Annotated in this window: 17 protein-coding genes; 8 read left to right on the forward strand and 9 right to left on the reverse strand. The window is 62.8% G+C overall.

From position 1 onward, the window contains the following. Positions 1–20 precede the first annotated feature (20 nt). The 5 genes from CUJ91_RS18125 to CUJ91_RS18145 all read left to right on the forward strand — a co-directional run bounded on the left by CUJ91_RS18125 (position 21) and on the right by CUJ91_RS18145 (position 7,143). Positions 21–1,469 (forward strand): aldehyde dehydrogenase family protein, encoded by a 1,449-nt coding sequence (locus CUJ91_RS18125; RefSeq protein WP_029971181.1) that lies wholly within the window; start codon positions 21–23, stop codon positions 1,467–1,469. Between the two features lie 145 nt (positions 1,470–1,614). Next, positions 1,615–2,619 (forward strand): arabinose ABC transporter substrate-binding protein, encoded by a 1,005-nt coding sequence (locus CUJ91_RS18130; protein WP_006050617.1) that lies wholly within the window; start codon positions 1,615–1,617, stop codon positions 2,617–2,619. A 91-nt stretch (positions 2,620–2,710) separates the two neighbouring features. Further along, positions 2,711–4,279: an L-arabinose ABC transporter ATP-binding protein AraG gene (gene araG, locus CUJ91_RS18135; RefSeq protein WP_029971180.1), complete on the forward strand. Its 1,569-nt coding sequence runs from the start codon at positions 2,711–2,713 to the stop codon at positions 4,277–4,279. 86 nt (positions 4,280–4,365) lie between these two features. After that, positions 4,366–5,370 (forward strand): L-arabinose ABC transporter permease AraH, encoded by a 1,005-nt coding sequence (gene araH, locus CUJ91_RS18140; RefSeq protein WP_006050615.1) that lies wholly within the window; start codon positions 4,366–4,368, stop codon positions 5,368–5,370. Positions 5,371–5,409: 39 nt separating this feature from the next. Then, positions 5,410–7,143, forward strand: coding sequence for an IlvD/Edd family dehydratase (locus CUJ91_RS18145; RefSeq protein ID WP_029971179.1), 1,734 nt, complete (start codon positions 5,410–5,412; stop codon positions 7,141–7,143). Between the two features lie 273 nt (positions 7,144–7,416). On the opposite strand, the gene sap1 is transcribed toward CUJ91_RS18145, so the two are convergent. Continuing rightward, entirely contained in the window at positions 7,417–7,755 is a 339-nt protein-coding gene (gene sap1 / locus CUJ91_RS18150) for a surface attachment protein Sap1 (RefSeq protein WP_006050613.1), read from the reverse strand. A 466-nt stretch (positions 7,756–8,221) separates the two neighbouring features. Between sap1 and CUJ91_RS18155 the strand changes: the two genes are divergently transcribed. Next, the gene (locus tag CUJ91_RS18155) at positions 8,222–8,434 is read left to right on the forward strand and encodes a hypothetical protein (protein ID WP_006050612.1); all 213 of its coding nucleotides are present in this window, start codon (positions 8,222–8,224) and stop codon (positions 8,432–8,434) included. 64 nt (positions 8,435–8,498) lie between these two features. On the opposite strand, the gene CUJ91_RS18160 is transcribed toward CUJ91_RS18155, so the two are convergent. Further along, positions 8,499–8,924: an HIT family protein gene (locus CUJ91_RS18160; protein WP_006050611.1), complete on the reverse strand. Its 426-nt coding sequence runs from the start codon at positions 8,922–8,924 to the stop codon at positions 8,499–8,501. Positions 8,925–9,179: 255 nt separating this feature from the next. On the opposite strand from CUJ91_RS18160, the gene CUJ91_RS18165 reads away from it, so the two are divergent. After that, on the forward strand, positions 9,180–9,512 hold the full coding sequence (locus CUJ91_RS18165; protein WP_006050610.1) for a hypothetical protein: 333 nt from the start codon (positions 9,180–9,182) through the stop codon (positions 9,510–9,512). Positions 9,513–9,617: 105 nt separating this feature from the next. Here the strand turns inward: CUJ91_RS18165 and CUJ91_RS34425 are convergent, their stop codons facing one another. From CUJ91_RS34425 to mnmE, 3 genes are all read right to left on the reverse strand, one after another. Beyond that, a complete protein-coding gene (locus CUJ91_RS34425) occupies positions 9,618–9,779 on the reverse strand; it encodes a hypothetical protein (RefSeq protein WP_006050609.1) in 162 nt (53 codons plus the stop codon). A gap of 243 nt (positions 9,780–10,022) precedes the next feature. After that, a complete protein-coding gene (locus CUJ91_RS18170) occupies positions 10,023–11,234 on the reverse strand; it encodes a tyrosine-type recombinase/integrase (protein WP_114156643.1) in 1,212 nt (403 codons plus the stop codon). Positions 11,235–11,405: 171 nt separating this feature from the next. Continuing rightward, positions 11,406–12,800 (reverse strand): tRNA uridine-5-carboxymethylaminomethyl(34) synthesis GTPase MnmE, encoded by a 1,395-nt coding sequence (mnmE, locus tag CUJ91_RS18175; RefSeq protein WP_114156644.1) that lies wholly within the window; start codon positions 12,798–12,800, stop codon positions 11,406–11,408. Positions 12,801–13,185: 385 nt separating this feature from the next. On the opposite strand from mnmE, the gene CUJ91_RS18180 reads away from it, so the two are divergent. Continuing rightward, the gene (locus tag CUJ91_RS18180) at positions 13,186–13,593 is read left to right on the forward strand and encodes a transcriptional regulator (RefSeq protein ID WP_006050606.1); all 408 of its coding nucleotides are present in this window, start codon (positions 13,186–13,188) and stop codon (positions 13,591–13,593) included. A gap of 109 nt (positions 13,594–13,702) precedes the next feature. On the opposite strand, the gene yidC is transcribed toward CUJ91_RS18180, so the two are convergent. From yidC to rpmH, 4 genes are all read right to left on the reverse strand, one after another. After that, positions 13,703–15,361 (reverse strand): membrane protein insertase YidC, encoded by a 1,659-nt coding sequence (gene yidC / locus CUJ91_RS18185; protein ID WP_006050605.1) that lies wholly within the window; start codon positions 15,359–15,361, stop codon positions 13,703–13,705. 30 nt (positions 15,362–15,391) lie between these two features. Further along, positions 15,392–15,622, reverse strand: a complete 231-nt coding sequence (gene yidD / locus CUJ91_RS18190) for a membrane protein insertion efficiency factor YidD (protein ID WP_006050604.1) — start codon at positions 15,620–15,622, stop codon at positions 15,392–15,394. 112 nt (positions 15,623–15,734) lie between these two features. Beyond that, positions 15,735–16,232, reverse strand: a complete 498-nt coding sequence (locus CUJ91_RS18195) for a ribonuclease P protein component (RefSeq protein WP_006050603.1) — start codon at positions 16,230–16,232, stop codon at positions 15,735–15,737. A 14-nt stretch (positions 16,233–16,246) separates the two neighbouring features. Continuing rightward, entirely contained in the window at positions 16,247–16,381 is a 135-nt protein-coding gene (gene rpmH / locus CUJ91_RS18200) for a 50S ribosomal protein L34 (protein WP_004198824.1), read from the reverse strand. Between the last annotated feature and the right edge of the window lie 382 nt (positions 16,382–16,763).

The following is a 16,763-nucleotide window of genomic DNA, read 5'->3' on the forward strand; positions in this document are numbered from 1 at the left end:
CCCATGGCGCCATTCCGTCGATGAACCGCGATCCGCTCGTCCCGCTCGTTGCCAGCCCGCTGCGCCATTACATCAATGGCGGCTGGGAGACGGGCGCAACCACGGGCGTTTCGCTGAATCCGTCGGATCTCGACGACCCCGTCGGCGAATATGTTCGCGCCGACGTGCGGCAGACCGACAGCGCGATTGAAGCGGCCAATGCGGCTTTCGGCGAATGGTCGCTGAGTTCGGGCCAGCGCCGCGCGGACGCGCTCGACGCGATCGGCAGCGAAATGCTCGCACGCCGCGACGAACTCGGCCGTCTGCTAGCGCGCGAAGTCGGCAAAACTTTGCCCGAAGCGCTGAGCGAAGCCACGCGCGCCGGCCAGACCTTCAAGCTGCTCGCCGCCGATGCACAGCGCGCGTACTCGGAGCCTGTGGCGTCGGCGCGTGCCGGCGTCGAAATCGACATGACGCGCGAGCCGCTCGGCGTGGTCGGCATCATCGCGCCGTGGAGCGCGCCGCTCGCGACTGCCGCGGCCAAGATCGGCGCCGCGCTGGCGCACGGCAATTGCGTCGTCTTCAAGCCGGCGGAATCGACGCCGGCTTGCGCGGCGGCGTTGGCTTCCATCGTGAGCCGCGCGGGTTTGCCGGCGGGCGTGTTCAATCTGGTGATGGGCAGCGGCCGGCAGGTCGGCGCGCGGATCGTCGCGCATCCGCTCGTCGCGGGCATCAGCTTCAGCGGATCGGCGGAAACCGGCACGCGTGTACTGCAAGCCGCGGCGGCGCGTCAGGCGCGCGTGCAACTGGAGATGGGCGGCAAGAACCCGTTCGTCGTGCTGGCCGATGCCGATCTCGACATTGCGGTCGATGCCGCGTTGACCGGCGCCTACGGCTCGACCGGCCAGCGCAGCACGGCGGCGGCGCGTCTGATCGTCGAACGCGCGATCTACGAGCCGTTCGTCGACGCGTTGCAGGCAAGGCTCGCGAAACTCACCGTCGACCATGCGCTGAAGCACGGCACCGACGTGGGCCCCGTCGCGAACGCCGCGCAACTCGAGCGCAATCTCGACTACGTGCGAATCGCGGCGCAGGAAGGCGCGCAACTGCTGCACGGCGGCCGGCAACTCGAACGCGCGACGCGCGGCTACTTCTTCGAACCGGCGCTGTTCGCGGGCGAAGCCGAGCATCGGATCGCGCGCGAAGAAATTTTCGGACCGCTCGCGGTCGTCTTGCGCGCCGACGATTACGAGCACGCGCTGACTCTCGCGAACGACACCGCCTATGGTCTGTGCGCCGGCATCTGCACGCGTTCGTTGAGCCGCGCCCGGCATTTTCGCCGCCATGTGCATAGCGGCCTCGTCACGATCAATCTGCCGACGACGGCAGTCGAGCATCACGCGCCTGGCGGCGGGCGCAAGGCGTCCGCGTATGGCTCGACCGACGCGGCGTTCTGGACGGCCGTGAAAACGGCCTACGTCGCGAGCTGATCCCGGTGACTCATATGCACGTCGCCGCCCGCATCGATTCCGCATCGGATTTCCTGGCTCAGTTTTCAAGTTCCGGCTAACGCCGTGTATCGCCTCGCTGCACATAAACGAAATCAATGCAGCTTTTCAACCTCAGGAGACAGACATGACCAGCAAGCTTCGTCGTTTGACGCTCACCGCGATCGCCGCGGCCACCCTCGCCGCGCCCTTTGCGATGCAACTTTCCGCGCATGCGGACCAGCCGCTCAAAGTCGGCTTCCTTGTGAAGATGCCGGAACAGGCATGGTTCATCAACGAACAGAAAGCCGCGACGGCGCTCGGTCAGAAGGACGGCTTTTCGGTGGTGAACATCGGCACGCCGGACGGTGAAAAAGTGCTGTCCGCTATCGACAATCTCGGCGCTCAAGGCGCGAAGGGCTTCGTGATCTGCGCGCCCGACGTGCGTCTCGGACCGGCGATTCAGGCGCGCGCGAAGCGCTACAACATGAAGTTCGTCACCGTCGACGATCAGTTGGTCGACTCGAGCGGCAAGCCGCTGCCGAACGTGCCGCATCTGGGCATGTCCGCGTTCAAGATCGGCAATCAGGTCGGCACGGCGATCGCCGAGGAAATGAAGCGCCGCGGCTGGAAGCCGGAAGAAGTCGGCGCGCTGCGCATCACGAACTACGAGCTGCCGACCGCGAAGCTGCGCACCGACGGCGCGACGCAATCGCTGCTCGCCGGCGGCTTCAAGAAAGAGAATATCTTCGACGCTCCGCAAAAGACGACGGACGACGAAGGCGGCTTCAACGCTTCGTCGCCGGTGCTCGCGCAGCATCCGAACATCAAGAAGTGGGTGATCTTCGCGCTGAACGAGGAAAGCGTGCTGGGCGGCGTGCGCGCCACCGAGCAACTGCACATTCCGGCGGCGGACGTGATCGGCGTCGGCATCAACGGCGCGGGCGAAGCCTTTGCCGAATTCCAGAAGAAGGAGCCGACGGGCTTCTACGGCACGATCGCCGTGAGCTCGACGATGCACGGCCGCGAAAGCACCGAGAACCTCGTGCAGTGGATCAAGGACGGCAAGCAGCCGCCCGCCGATACGCAAACCACCGGCAAGCTGATGGTGCGCGGCAACTGGCAGGACGTGCGCAAGGAACTCGGCATCTAAGCCGCGTTCGACCTTGCACGCGGCGGGCCGCGTCTCATGCGCTGAAGCGCGCGCGGCCCGCACAGCCTGATCACTACCGAGGTTTTTTTCGATGACGTCCACACACACTGCGCCTTCCATCGGCGATGCTTCTGTGCCGGTGCAAGCGCCCTCGCCTGCTGCGGCGCTTGCGTCGAGCGAGCCGTATCTGCAACTCGACGGCATCACCGTGCGCTTTCCCGGCGTGCTCGCGCTCGACCAGGTGTCGCTGGAAGTGCGGCGCGGCGAAGTGCATGGCCTGATGGGCGAAAACGGCGCGGGCAAATCGACGCTGCTCAAGGTGCTGTCCGGCGTGAATCAGCCGGCGGCGGGCACGTTGTCGCTCGGCGGCGTCGAGCAGCAGTTCACTACGACGAAGGCGGCGATTGCCGCGGGCGTCGCGATCATCTATCAGGAATTGCATCTGGTGCCCGAGCTGACGGTTGCGGAAAACCTCATGCTCGGCGCGCTGCCGAATCGCTTCGGCATCCTTGACGAAAAGGCGCTGGTTGCGCGCGCGCTGCGCGAACTCGAACGGCTCGGCGAAAAAATCGACCCGTCGCAGCAGGTAAAGAATCTGTCGATCGGTCAGCGGCAGATGATCGAGATCGGCAAGGCGCTGATGCGCGACGCGCGCGTGATCGCATTCGACGAACCGACGAGTTCGCTGTCGTCGCGCGAAACGACGCAACTGTTCCGGATCATCCGGGCGTTGCGGGCCGAAGGCCGCGCGATCGTCTACGTCACGCACCGGATGGACGAGGTCTACGAGCTGTGCGATCGCGTGACCGTGTTCCGCGACGGCCGCCGCATCGATACGTTCGATGCAGGCGCCGGGCTCGACCGCGATCGTCTGATCAGTTGCATGGTGGGCCGCTCGATCGCCGACGTGTACGGCTATCGCACGCGCGAACTCGGCGACGTGCAGCTCGACGTCAAGGGACTCATGGGTAAGGGGCTGCGCGAACCGGCCACGTTCTCCGCGCGCAAAGGCGAGATAGTCGGCTTCTTCGGGCTCGTCGGCGCGGGGCGTTCGGAGTTGATGAAGCTCATCTACGGCGCGGTCAAGCCGACCGCCGGCGACATCACGCTCAAAGGCAAGCCGGCGCGTTTCGCCACGCCGCGCGACGCGGTGCGCGCAGGCGTCGCGCTGTGTCCGGAAGACCGCAAACAGGAAGGCATCGTCTCGATCGCTTCGGTATCGGACAACCTCAACATCAGTTGCCGCCGCCATTTCAGCCGTTTTAACGTGCTCAACGGCCGCAAGGAAGCGCAGACCGCGAAGGAGTTCATCGGCAAGCTCGCGATCAAGACGCGCAACGGCGAGACGCCGATCGGCACGCTCTCCGGCGGCAATCAGCAGAAGGTGATTTTGTCGCGCTGGCTGGCCGAAGAGATCGACGTATTTCTGATGGACGAGCCCACGCGCGGCATCGACGTCGGCGCACGCAGCGAAATTTATGGGCTGCTGTATGGGCTCGCCGAAGCAGGCCGCACGGTGATCGTGGTGTCGAGCGATCTCGCGGAAGTGATCGGCGTGGCCGACCGCGTGATCGTGATGAAGGAAGGACGCCTCGTCGGCGATCTGCCCAAGGCGCAGGCCACGCCCGATGTGCTCATCAAGCTCGCCCTGCCCCGCTAGCCGCACACAACCGAACGAACGCAACCGAACGCAAACTGAGTCGCGCCGCTGAATCGAAACCGCGGCATTGAAACGGAACACACATCATGAACACACCTTCAACCGAATCCTCCACGCCGGCCGTCGCTTCCGCGGGCCTGAGCGCGCGCGCGGCGCGCACGTGGGATCTGATCAACAAGTCCGGCATCGTGATGGTGTTCATCATTCTGTTCGCGGTGCTGTCGTTCACCGTGCCGGACTTTCTGAGCTCGCGAAACATTCAGGGCCTGCTGCTTTCCGTCACGCTGATCGGCTCGATCTCGGTGACGATGATGTTCGTCCTCGCGCTCGGCGAAGTCGATCTGTCGGTGGCGTCGATCGTGGCCTTTGCGGGCGTGGTGGCGTCCACGCTCATCACGGCGACGCATAGCGTGATGCTCGGCGTGGCCGCGGGCGTGCTCGCGGGCGGCGCGGTCGGGCTTGTCAACGGCGTGCTGGTCGCGCGCTACAAGATCAACTCGCTGATCGTCACGCTCGCGATGATGGAAGTCGTCCGCGGTCTCGCCTACATCACGTCGAGCGGCGACGCGGTGATGATTTCGGAAGAACGCTTCTTCGATCTTGGCGGCGGCTCGTTCCTCGGCATTTCGTTTCCGATCTGGAGCAACATCGTCGGCTTCGTGCTGTTTGGTTTTCTGCTGAAGAAGACCGTGTTCGGCAAGAACGTGCTGGCTGTCGGCGGCAATAGCGAGGCCGCGTTGCTGGCGGGTCTGCCCGTCACGCGCATCAAGATCACGGTGTTCGTGCTGCAAGGTCTCGTGACGGGCTTTGCGGGCGTGATGCTTGCGTCGCGTATGAGTCTCGGCGATCCGAAAACATCGGTCGGCCTGGAACTCGGCGTGATTTCCGCGTGCGTGCTCGGCGGCGTGTCGCTGACGGGCGGCGTCGCGACGATTTCCGGCGTGCTGGTCGGCGTGCTGATCATGGGCTCGGTGCAGGACGCAATGAGCCTGATGAACGTGCCGACTTTCTATCAATACCTGATTCGCGGCGGGATTCTGCTGCTCGCGGTGCTGTTCGACCAGTTCCGCCGCAGCAAGCGCGTGCACTGACAGGCGCCCCGCTCTACACGTTTGCCAACAGGAGATTTCATGGCTGATTCCAACCAGACTAAAAAGCCGCTGCGCAGCCAGGCGTGGTTCGGCCTCAAGGACCGCGACGGTTTTCTGCATCGCTCGTGGATGAAAAACCAGGGCATTCCGCACGACGAATTCGACGGCCGGCCGGTCATCGGCATCTGCAATACGTGGTCGGAACTGACGCCTTGCAACGCGCATTTTCGCGAGCTCGCCGAGTACGTGAAAAAAGGCGTGCATGAGGCCGGCGGCCTGCCGCTCGAGTTTCCGGTGATGTCGCTCGGCGAAACGAATCTGCGGCCGACGGCGATGCTGTTTCGCAACCTCGCTTCGATGGACGTCGAGGAATCGATTCGCGGGAATCCGATGGACGGCGTGATTCTGCTCGTCGGCTGCGACAAGACTACGCCCGCGCTGCTGATGGGCGCGGCGTCGTGCAATCTGCCGTCGCTCGCGGTGTCGGGCGGACCGATGCTGAACGGGCGCTTTCGCGGCAAGCATATCGGCTCGGGCACGGGTGTCTGGCAGATGTCCGAGGAAGTGCGCGCCGGCACGATGACGCAGGAAGAATTCACCGAAGCCGAGTCGTGCATGAACCGCTCGCGCGGCCATTGCATGACGATGGGCACGGCTTCGACGATGGCTTCGATGGTCGAATCGCTCGGCATGGGCTTGCCGCAGAACGCGGCGATTCCGGCTGTCGACGCACGCCGTCAGGTGCTCGCGCATCTGGCCGGCCGGCGCATCGTCGACATGGTTCGCGAAGATCTGACGATGGACAAGATTCTCACGCGCCAGGCGTTCGAAAACGCGATTCGCACGAACGCCGCGATTGGCGGCTCGACCAATGCGGTCGTGCATCTGATCGCGCTTGCGAAGCGCATCGGCGTAGAGCTTTCGCTGGAAGACTGGGAGCTCGGTTCCAACGTGCCGTGTCTCGTCAACCTGCAGCCGTCGGGCGAATACCTGATGGAAGATTTTTATTACGCCGGCGGTTTGCCCGCTGTTCTGAAGCAGCTCGGCGAACAAGGTCTGCTGCATCGCGAAGCGCTGACCGTGAACGGCAAGACGATCTGGGACAACGTGCGCAACGCGTCGAATTACGACGAGAAAGTCATCACGACATTCGCCGAGCCGTTCAAGGCGAAGGCGGGCATCGCGGTGCTGAAGGGCAATCTCGCGCCGAATGGCGCGGTGATCAAGCCGTCGGCGGCGACTGCCGAGTTGCTCAAGCATCGCGGCCGCGCGGTGGTGTTCGAGAACATCGAGGAGCTGCACGCGAAGATCGACGACGAGGCACTCGACATCGACGAAAACTGCATCATGGTGCTCAAGGGCGCGGGGCCGAAGGGCTATCCTGGCTTTGCGGAAGTGGGCAATATGCCGCTGCCGAAAAAAGTGCTGCAAAAAGGCATCACGGACATGGTGCGCATTTCCGATGGACGCATGAGCGGCACTGCGTATGGCGCGGTCGTGCTGCACGTCTCGCCGGAAGCGGCCGCGGGCGGCCCGCTCGCGCTGGTGCAGACCGGCGACATGATCGAACTCGATGTCGAAGCGCGGCGCCTGCACCTCGAAGTCAGCGACGAGGAACTCGAACGCCGGCGCGCTGCATGGCAGGCGCCTGAGTCGCCCAAGCGCGGCTACTACAAGCTCTACGTCGAGCATGTGCTGCAAGCGGATCAGGGCGCGGATCTCGACTTCCTCGTCGGCTCAAGCGGCGCGCCGGTGCCGCGCGATTCTCACTGAACGTCACGAGCGATTCCGACGAGATAAACGGTTGTTCCTGCCTTTGCGAGAAGGCGTACTGCCGATGCGGATCGACATGCCGCATCGGCTTTTTTTCGCGCTCTGCGTAAATCGTTCCGCGCAAAAAATAAAAACCGGTTGGACACTCGAAATGTCCAACCGGTTTTTTTAATCGCAAGCTCAGCGTCTCCGGCGTTTAAAGCCAGAGAATTTGCTTAAGCCAATTGCGTTCCGGCGTTTTACCGGAACGTCCGCATACTGGCGTGCTGCAAATTATTGCTTGATGAATCGATCGTTCGCCCAAAGGCCTTGCGTATCGCTATTGCCTGCATTCACGAATTCGAAATCGTGGCCGACAACGCGCACGACGCGGAAGCTCGAATTCTCCGGCGTGGAAACGCATTGATATCCGGAGAAGAACTCCTGCATTTTCTGCTGTTCGCCGGCTTGAGCGTGCTGACTGACGGCGTCGAGCTTGTCTTTCGACAGACAACCGTACGCGTTGGCCTTGAACTGAATGGTTTGCTGCGGCTTGATCACGGCGTCTTGCGCCTGAACGGTTGCGGCAGCCAGACTTGCAATGGCGAAAACAAGGGCGAGTCGAGCTTTCATAGGTTCCTCCGGTGCGGGCCAAGTGCTCAGGTTAGCTATGTGTTTAACTCCATCGTCTAACCCGCACCTTGCACTCTAGGAGAACTGTGCAGAACAACAAGCACATCTTGTGTGCGGTTGCAACAGTGGCGAATTGTCGCACCGCGCGCCGCATGTGCTTAACCCTTAAGCAGCGCGGCAAACCAGTGGAAATACGACGGATACCTAAGCGACATATATTGTGCAGCGCTTTAACCAGTAAAGCTTTGCGACGCGGCATTAGCGTAAACGCGATATTAGATTTAAGCGAATTACTACAAGCGGGAATGCGCTTGGTGCATTGCACACAAAGTATTTGTTTACTCGCGTCGAAATTGGGAAATAACGGTGCACGTGCAGAAGATAAACGATGCCAGGCGACGTCGCGCGTTATGCGCCAGAGTTAATGCGCGGTGGCCGGCAGCGCAGGTACGTGCGCTGCTCTAAAATGAATTCGATGCTCGTGCAAACGGAGGCCACCGTGATCGAGAACCTGATACTGGGCGTTTTTCTCGTCCTTCCGCTCCTCATCGTCGCGTTTCTTTTCTCCGACGAATTGTGGCAGGAACACCGGCATCTGCACGACATGCGACCCATGCACGCGAAGCCGCGGCGGCTCGACTGGCGTCATCCGCTGCGTCGTTCGCGGCATCGGCTATAAGCGGTGTTCGTCGACGGCGATGACGGTGCAGCGGCGTCGTACTCGAATGCGCAAGCGCTGCTCGTCAATCGGCGCGCCAATGCGCGCGAATGCGTTTGGCGAGCGCTTCGAGCGTGTCGGCGTCGGCCATGTCGCGTGCATGCATGCGTAACGGCTGTCCTTCCCAACGCGGAATCACGTGGAAGTGCACATGCGGCACCGTCTGACCGGCTGCCGCGCCGTTGAACTGGCCGATGAATACGCCATCCGGGCGCAACGCCGCACGCACGGCGATGGCCAGCTTCTGCGTCATGCGGATGCACGCGACCGTCGCCGCATCCGAGAGATCGAAGATTTCCGCGGCGGCTTCCTTCGGCACGACGAGCAGATGGCCGTCGGCTTGCGGCATCAGATCCATGAAGGCGAGCGCCGCATCCGTTTCCGCGACCTTGATGCACGGTAGTTCGCCACGCAGAATTTTCGCGAACGGGTTGCTGTCGTCGTAGGTCATCGCTTTTTTCTCCATATCGATCATTGCAGATTGGGTGCGGGCAGGGCATTCGCGCCTATTGTCCGCCAGATCGGCGTCAGTTCGATTTTCGACGGAGTCACTTGACCGCGTTCGTTCGCGATATTCCCCGCGCCGCTTCGCGTACCTACGGCACCGTTCGAAGTTACACAGGTAATGTGTCGTTACCACTTGCAGCATCTATTTCCGTGCGGCTCGCCGACAATTCGTTCCATGCCTCAACGGCGGGAGCGAAAAATGAAAAAGTTAGCAGTGGCTTTGATGATGGTGGGCAGCCTGAGCGTCGCGGGACAAGCGTCGGCTCATGGCCATGACGGCGGCGATCTGGTCGGTGCGCTGATCGGCGGCGCCGTGCTCGGCGCGGTGGTGACGTCGGTACTGAATCCGGCGCCGGCGGTGGCTTATCAGCAGCCTGTCTATGCGCAGCCGGTTTACGCGCAGCCGGTGTATCAGCCGGCGCCGGCCTACGACGGCCCGCCGCCGGGCTACTGCTACGACCAGTACCAGCGCGCGTATGTGGCATGCGGAGCGCAGCCGCGGCAATACGAGTATGCGGACCCTAGGTGGTAGCTCGTAGTCGCGCCATGACCGCGCGCCGCAGACAGAAAGGCCGTCGCCACACTGCGACGGCCTTTTTCATTTTGAGCGCCGCGTGGCGCTACGTGGCGTTACGAGTCAGTGCCTGTGATGCAGCCACTCCGCGTAATGCGTATCGAGCCAGCGCTCAAGCCTGGGTGGCTCCGCCTTGTGGAAATAGCGGGACGTCGCCCAGATTGCCGCGCCGACCAGCAGCATCACGGTAGGCCCAAGCAGGTAAGCGATCAACGATTCGGACATGGCAGCCTCCTTGGAAAGGTTGCATCGTTGCTCCAGTGTAGGCGATCAATTGCAGGAGAAAAGTGCCGCGTGACGCTATGGCCGCCAGGGTGCTTCGCGGCTCGGAGCAGTGTTTTAGTAACCTGATGAACGCACACGGTTTCTCCTTACGGACAACGCGTTACCGCGTGGCGTGGTGGCGCTGTGTACCTAAAATGAGGGCTTGCGACCACTGCATGTCCGCGCGTGGCGCTGCGGCGTTCGTTAGCCCGTGCGGCTCGCGCTTTGCCCCGCTGCGTCAAGCTGGGCGTCGACAAAGTCTGCCCAACGCTGCGCGATTTGCCGCTGTGCCGCGGCATCGCGTGAGCTGTCCTCGCGCGACGCGCTTTGTCGCGTTTTCGCTGAACTTTTGTCCGTTTGCGCGTGCTCCGTCATCCCCCGCAGATGTGCGGCCGCCGTTCGCCGGAAGTCGTGCAGAACGAAATGCTCGACGTCGAGGCCGAGCGCCTTCACGGCCTGGTTCAGCGTGCTCTTCGCGATCGGCCGGTCGTCGCCCCTCACGCTCGGGAAGACGAACGTGGCGCTCGCCCGCGTGCGATGCAGTTCGCGCAGCATCGTCACCGCTTGCAGCGGCAGGTAGACGAGCTGATCGGCGTCCTTCTTCAGGCGCGCGGCGCCGATGCGCCACAGCGCTTTATCGAGGTCGAACTCGTCCCACGTCGATTCCACCAAGTCCGATTTGCGAACCATCGTCAGCACGAGCAGATGCAGCGCGATTTTGAGCGGGCGGCGAATGCTCGACGTTTCGATTGAATGCAGCATCGCGCCGATTTCGTCGCCGGACAGCACGCGCGTGCGGCTCTCGAAAGTCGCGATGGAGCGCGCCGGCACGACTTCCGCCGGGTTGGCGGTCGCAAGCTGTCGCGCGATCAGATACTCGTACAGGCGCTTGATGACGTTGCGGGTATGCAGCGCCATTTTGGGCGAACCGCGGCTTTTGATCCTGTCGCAGATGGCGACGACGTGCTCCGCGGTGACGGCCTTCACCGGCAGGCCGCCGATTGCGGGCAACACGTCCTTGTCGAGCGCGCGACGCGTGGTGCGGCGATATTCGTCCGACTTGCCCGCCATTTCGGTCGCCATGTAGAGCTCCGCGGCTTCGCGCAAGAGCTCAGCTTTCGCTTCGGCGCCGCGATCGCGGCGCGCAGTGGCGACCGGCGAAATGCCTTGCGCGACCAGTTCCGCGTACTTTTGCGCCTTGGCTCGTGCGACGCGCAGCGAAATCATCCGGTAATCGCCGATCGTGGCGAGCGGCTGGCGCTTGCCGTTCAGCGAATAGCGAAAGCGCCAGACTTTGGTGCCCGTGGTCATCACTTCGATCACGAGGCCGTTGCCGTCGGCGAGACTGTAGCGGGCGGCGCGCGGTTCGAGCGCGCGCACTTGGGATTCGGTGAGGGGAACGGCTCGGCGGGGCATGCTCGGAGGGCTGAGAGGCGACAGCGCGAGTTTAAACTGTTTGGCGTTGTGTACCAAATAATCGCGGCGTTGATGGTCTACAAACGCGGCTGGCGCGCTTGGCTCGCAATGGCGGAGTTCCCTTGTGCGCCACCGTTTACAGTGCCTCTATAGGTGCATTCGACTTCGGCTTCACTTGCCAATACAGAACCTGCTAAAAATCACTCCGAGAAGATCATCCGAACTGAACTCGCCGGTAATCGAGTTGAGCTGATCCTGCGCGAGCCGCAGTTCCTCGGCGAACAGATCCAGTGCCTGCGAGTTCTGATCGGCATGGGCGGCGGCCGTCGCCAGGTGTTCCTGCGCCGCGCGCAACGCGATCAGGTGACGCTCGCGCGCAAGGTAGACGCTCTCGGCGCCCGCCTGCCAGCCGGCGATGCGCAGCAACTCATCACGCAAAAGGCTCACGCCGTCGCCCTGTTTCGCCGACAGCCGGACTTCGCTGAGTTCAAGGTCGGCGTCGAGCGCGCGCGTGTGCGGCGGCAAGCCAACCAGATCCGTCTTGTTCAGCACGCGCATGACCGGCACGCCCGAGGGAAAGCGCTTTGCGATGGTTTCATCCTCGGCGGTCATGCCGGTGCGTGCATCGAGCAGATGAAGTACCACGTCCGCGCGCTCGATCTCGCTCCAGGTGCGCGCAATGCCGATCTTCTCGACCTCGTCTTCGGTATCGCGCAGGCCGGCGGTGTCGATCACATGAAGCGGAATGCCTTCGATCTGGATGGTCTGCGCGACCTTGTCGCGCGTGGTGCCCGCAATCGGCGTGACGATGGCGAGCTCGGCGCCCGCGAGCGCATTCAATAGCGACGATTTGCCGACATTCGGTTGCCCCGCAAGCACCACCGAAAGCCCCTCGCGCAGCAGCGCACCTTGTCGCGCCTCGGCGAGCACACTCGCGAGGCGCTCGCGAATGCGAGCGAGCTTGCCGCGGGCGTCGGCGGCCTCGAGGAAGTCGATCTCTTCTTCGGGGAAGTCGAGCGTGGCCTCGACCAGCATGCGCAGCGTGATCACTTCTTCGACCAGAGCGTGGATGTCGCGCGAGAACGCGCCGTCGAGCGAACGGCCCGCCGAGCGCGCGGCGGCCTCTGTACTCGCCTCGATCAGATCGGCGACGGCCTCGGCCTGCGCGAGATCGAGCTTGTCATTAAGGAACGCGCGGCGCGTGAATTCGCCGGGTTCGGCGAGCCGCAGACCGAACGCACGACCGGCGTCGATGCAGCGTTGCAGCACCAGTTGCAGCACGACCGGGCCGCCGTGACCTTGCAACTCGAGCACGTGCTCGCCGGTGTACGAATGCGGCGCGGGAAAGTACAGCGCGATGCCGCGATCGAGCGGGTTGCCGTTGTCGTCGAGAAAAGGCACGTAGCTCGCGTGGCGGGGCGCAAGCGCCTGGCCGGTGAGCGCCTGCATCAGCGGCTGCGCGGCAGCATCGCCCGCGCGCCCGAACGAGATTCGCACGACGCCGATGCCTCCACGGCCGGGCGCGGTGGCAATGGCAACGATGGGATCGGAGTCGGTGGTCAGCATGAGAGAAGGGCGGCGAAATCGGAGAACGGGGAGGGCGGCGCGCACAGCTGCGCGGCGCTGGGCATTGTAACGCGGGGCCTGCGGCAAGCCTGCCGAGGAGCCGCCTGTTGGTCGCCTACCGGTCGCCGCGCGCGCTTTTTTTGCCCCGCGTAAGATTGATCTTAATCAAGCTAGGATTGTTACTGCGGCATTAGCACAAATCCACACATTCGACGCGATACGCGAATCGCACGAACTCAAGCCGAGCATGGAAAATTCGCAAATTTTGACATCGCGCCGAACTGCCGATGCCTTGGGCGCGTCAAGCTAAAAGTATCTCAAATACGCTAAACATGAACTTGTTTGGTTGTCAACGGGGAGGACGCTGAATTGCACAATCTGGCCCATGCCAACCCCAAAAGAAAAAGCCGCCTTCGCCAAGAGGCTGAAGGACAGCCTGGAGCCGCTGAAAATTCGCGGCGGGACCAAACTCGCCGAGCAATTCAACCTTCGCTATCGCGGCGATCGTCCGGTCACGCCGCAAACCGCGCACAAGTGGCTGACGGGCACGACCATTCCGAAGCCGGACAAGTTACGCACGCTGGCCGAGTGGTTGAACGTGAAAGAGCATTGGCTCCACTATGGACCTTCGCCCGGTGCGAGCGCCAGACCCATGGCGCGCGGCGAGAAGTATCCGCCATCGCCGGAAATCATTGAACTCGCTTCCAAGATTCAGTCGCTGACGCCGAAGGACCGCTTTCTCGTCGAGGAAATGATTGTGCGCTTCTACGGTGAGGATAACGAAGAAGAGTAGCGGACACGTCTCATGCGCACGCATGCGTCCATGAAAAAAGCCGCCCGGTTCGTTGAACCGGGCGGCTTCGTTTTTGCGGCTACGTTTACTGCGTCTTTTCAGACCGGCGTCAGGCCGGCTTTGCCTTCGACTGACCCATCATGCGCGTGATGTAGTACTGCTGCGCGATCGACAGCACGTTGTTCACCACGTAGTACAGCACGAGACCCGCCGGGAAGAAGAAGAACATGACCGAGAACGCGATCGGCATGAACATCATCATCTTGGCTTGAACCGGATCGGGCGGCGTCGGGTTCAGCTTCGTTTGCAGGAACATCGAGACGGCCATCAACACCGGCAGGATGAAGTACGGGTCCTGTTGCGACAGATCGTGAATCCACAGAACCCACGGCGCGCCGCGCATTTCCACCGACGACAGCAGCACCCAGTACAGCGAAATGAACACCGGAATCTGGATCACGACCGGCAGACAGCCGCCGAACGGATTCACCTTCTCGGTCTTGTACAGTTCCATGAGCGCGGCGTTCATCTTCTGCGGATCGCCCTTGAAGCGTTCGCGCAGCGCCTGCATGCGCGGCGTGATCGCCTTCATGCGCGCCATCGATTTGTAGCTCGCGGCCGACAGCGGGAAAAACACCGCCTTGATCAGCAGCGTGAGCAACACGATTGCCCAGCCCCAGTTGCCGACATAGCTGTGGATCTTTTCGAGCAGCCAGAACAGCGGCTTCGCGATGATCGTCACCCAGCCGTAGTCCTTCACCAGTTCGAGGCCCGGCGCGATGCCTTCGAGCATGCGCTCTTCTTCGGGACCGGCGAAAAGACGTGCGGAAACGTCCACGGTCTGGCCCGGCGCGATGGCCGCGACCGGCTGCTTCACGCCGACGCGATACAGCGCCGGATCGATCTTCTCGACGTAGATGTCGCGCTTAACGCCCTGCTGCGGAATCCACGCCGACGCGAAGTAATGCTGCACCATCGCGATCCAGCCGTTGTCGGCCTGCTTCGCGTAGTCTTCCTTGTTCTTGTCGATGTCGCCGAACGTCATCTTCTGGAAGTGATTCTGTTCGGTGTAGACAGCCGGGCCGATGAACGTGTGCGAGAAGCGCGGCGTTTCGACCGGCTGGTCGTCGCGCACCAGTTCCATATACACCGACGGGCTGACCGGCGCGGTGCCGACGTTCTGAATCTTCGTGTCGACGCCGATCACATAGCTGCCGCGCGTGAACGTGTAGGTCTTGATGACCTTCAGCCCACCCTTGACCGGCGACTCGAAGCTCAGGCTGAACGATTTCTGATCGCCCTTCAGCTCGGTCTGCTGATTCGGCATCAGCGTGTAGATGTCGTTGTGATTCGGGAAATCGCCGCCGAGCAGGCCCGTGCGCGCGAGGTACGTGTGATTGCCCGCGCGGTCGAACAGCGTGATGACGAGATCCGGCTGCTTGCCGTCGCCTTGCTTGACGAGCGACAGCTTCGACAGCGTGCCGCCGCGCGTGTCGATTTCGCCGCTATAGACGTCGGTGCTGAACTTGACGAGCTGCGATTGCGTGGCGGCCGGCGTGTTGGCCGGCGCGGCTGCGTTGGTGGCCGGCAAATCGGCGGGCTGGGTTCCCGGCGTCGTGGTTCCCGGTGCGGCGCTGCCGGCCGTCTTGGTCGGCGTGGCGCTCGGGAAGAACATCGACGGGCGTCCGTGGTCGCGTTGCCAGTTGTCGAACAGCATGACCGCTGACATGAAGAAGATGACCCATAGGACGGTGCGTTTAATATCCATGCGTTGTCTCAGTGTCGATGGAACGGCGCATCAGCGCTTTTCAGAAGTGGGAGGCGGGACGAGATCGATGCCGCCCGCGGAAAACGGATGGCAGCGGCAAATACGCCTGGCGGCGAGATAAGTCCCGCGCGCGGCGCCATGATACTGGATTGCTTCGCGCGCGTAATCAGAGCAGGAAGGGTAAAAACGGCACCGGTTGCCGAGCATGGGGCTGACGGCAAGCTTGTAAAAGCGCAATAAAGCGATGAGTACCGTTTGCATGGCTCATGCGGCCGGACGGCGCCGCGCAACGTGAAATACCGGACGACGCCCGCTGGCCGTGGCTGCCGAAGCTGTGGCGGCACGAGCGAAAAGGCGGACGGTCATCTGAACGTCATTCCGTCCTGGGCGCTTCCGCGGGCGGCGCCTGACGACGGGTGATTTCGCGCGCTGCCTTGTCGAGCAGCGCCTCGATTTCGCTGCGGCACAGCGCCTTCAACGGCGGCGACGCGGCGCTCGGCAAAGCCTTCTTGTCAAAGCGCGTGTGCAAACGCAGCAGCACATCCCAACCGCCGAATTCCGCGCGACGCAACCGGAAGGCTTCGCGCGCGATCCGGCGTACCAGATTACGCGTGGCCGCGCGCGGCGCATACTTCTTGCCGATCACGAGGCCGAGGCGAGCGTCATTGCCGGTGGGCCGGCCGTACACGACGAAGTGCGCGGTGCGGCGCCAGGGGCGCAAACGAAAAACGGATGAAAATTCATCCGTTTTCAGTAGCCTTGCGGCTTTGGGAAAGGCGGCTTGCGCTCGCAACGGTACGGAGCCCTGCTGCGGCGCCTCTGCCGATTCCGCTTCGCCGCGGTTGTCGCCTGGCACGGACAGAGCGCGCAATCCGCTCGCCTGCCTTAGATGGCGAGGCGCTTGCGGCCCTTCGCGCGACGTGCGTTGATGACCTTGCGGCCGCCAGCAGTCTTCATGCGAACGCGAAAGCCGTGGGTGCGCTTGCGACGGGTAACGGAAGGTTGGTAAGTACGTTTCATGTTGCTCTCACTTGATCGAAAAAAAACCGCGCGATCATCGCTGAAAGCGCAATGGCCGGAGGTTTGCTGAATTGGTTTTCGCGGAACCCGCTATTTAAACCCGTTTTTCGTTGACCGTCAATAGTTTAGCCGGTGCCGCGCGAGCGCGCGGCCTGCTTCGGCGGATGATCCGTCCCTGTGGATAACTCCCTTTCGCCTCCGATTTGGCGTTAGAATCTCGCCTTACTTCCCAAAAATATTGCACGCCGCTCCGGCTCGCTTGTCCCGCAAACCCTTGTGGCGCAAGCGCCTGGAGCTGTTACGCCTGGCTGCTCCGGGCCTTGTTGCGTGCGCGCGACGGGGGCTGCGGCGAACCGCGTGCACACCATAACGACAGCACTCG

Source organism: Paraburkholderia graminis, assembly GCF_003330785.1.
Lineage (GTDB): Bacteria > Pseudomonadota > Gammaproteobacteria > Burkholderiales > Burkholderiaceae > Paraburkholderia > Paraburkholderia graminis.

Excerpts from the sequence above, each read along its gene's own strand:
- CUJ91_RS18145 (WP_029971179.1), top strand. The coding sequence starts at position 5,410 with ATGGCTGATTCCAACCAGACTAAAAAGCCGCTGCGCAGCCAGGCGTGG.
- araH (WP_006050615.1), top strand. The coding sequence starts at position 4,366 with ATGAACACACCTTCAACCGAATCCTCCACGCCGGCCGTCGCTTCCGCG.
- araG (WP_029971180.1), top strand. The coding sequence starts at position 2,711 with ATGACGTCCACACACACTGCGCCTTCCATCGGCGATGCTTCTGTGCCG.
- sap1 (WP_006050613.1), bottom strand. The coding sequence starts at position 7,755 with ATGAAAGCTCGACTCGCCCTTGTTTTCGCCATTGCAAGTCTGGCTGCC.
- CUJ91_RS18155 (WP_006050612.1), top strand. The coding sequence starts at position 8,222 with ATGAATTCGATGCTCGTGCAAACGGAGGCCACCGTGATCGAGAACCTG.
- CUJ91_RS18160 (WP_006050611.1), bottom strand. The coding sequence starts at position 8,924 with ATGACCTACGACGACAGCAACCCGTTCGCGAAAATTCTGCGTGGCGAA.
- CUJ91_RS18165 (WP_006050610.1), top strand. The coding sequence starts at position 9,180 with ATGAAAAAGTTAGCAGTGGCTTTGATGATGGTGGGCAGCCTGAGCGTC.
- yidD (WP_006050604.1), bottom strand. The coding sequence starts at position 15,622 with ATGCAAACGGTACTCATCGCTTTATTGCGCTTTTACAAGCTTGCCGTC.
- rpmH (WP_004198824.1), bottom strand. The coding sequence starts at position 16,381 with ATGAAACGTACTTACCAACCTTCCGTTACCCGTCGCAAGCGCACCCAC.
- mnmE (WP_114156644.1), bottom strand. The coding sequence starts at position 12,800 with ATGCTGACCACCGACTCCGATCCCATCGTTGCCATTGCCACCGCGCCC.
- CUJ91_RS18125 (WP_029971181.1), top strand. The coding sequence starts at position 21 with ATGAACCGCGATCCGCTCGTCCCGCTCGTTGCCAGCCCGCTGCGCCAT.
- CUJ91_RS34425 (WP_006050609.1), bottom strand. The coding sequence starts at position 9,779 with ATGTCCGAATCGTTGATCGCTTACCTGCTTGGGCCTACCGTGATGCTG.
- CUJ91_RS18180 (WP_006050606.1), top strand. The coding sequence starts at position 13,186 with ATGCCAACCCCAAAAGAAAAAGCCGCCTTCGCCAAGAGGCTGAAGGAC.
- CUJ91_RS18130 (WP_006050617.1), top strand. The coding sequence starts at position 1,615 with ATGACCAGCAAGCTTCGTCGTTTGACGCTCACCGCGATCGCCGCGGCC.
- CUJ91_RS18170 (WP_114156643.1), bottom strand. The coding sequence starts at position 11,234 with ATGCCCCGCCGAGCCGTTCCCCTCACCGAATCCCAAGTGCGCGCGCTC.
- yidC (WP_006050605.1), bottom strand. The coding sequence starts at position 15,361 with ATGGATATTAAACGCACCGTCCTATGGGTCATCTTCTTCATGTCAGCG.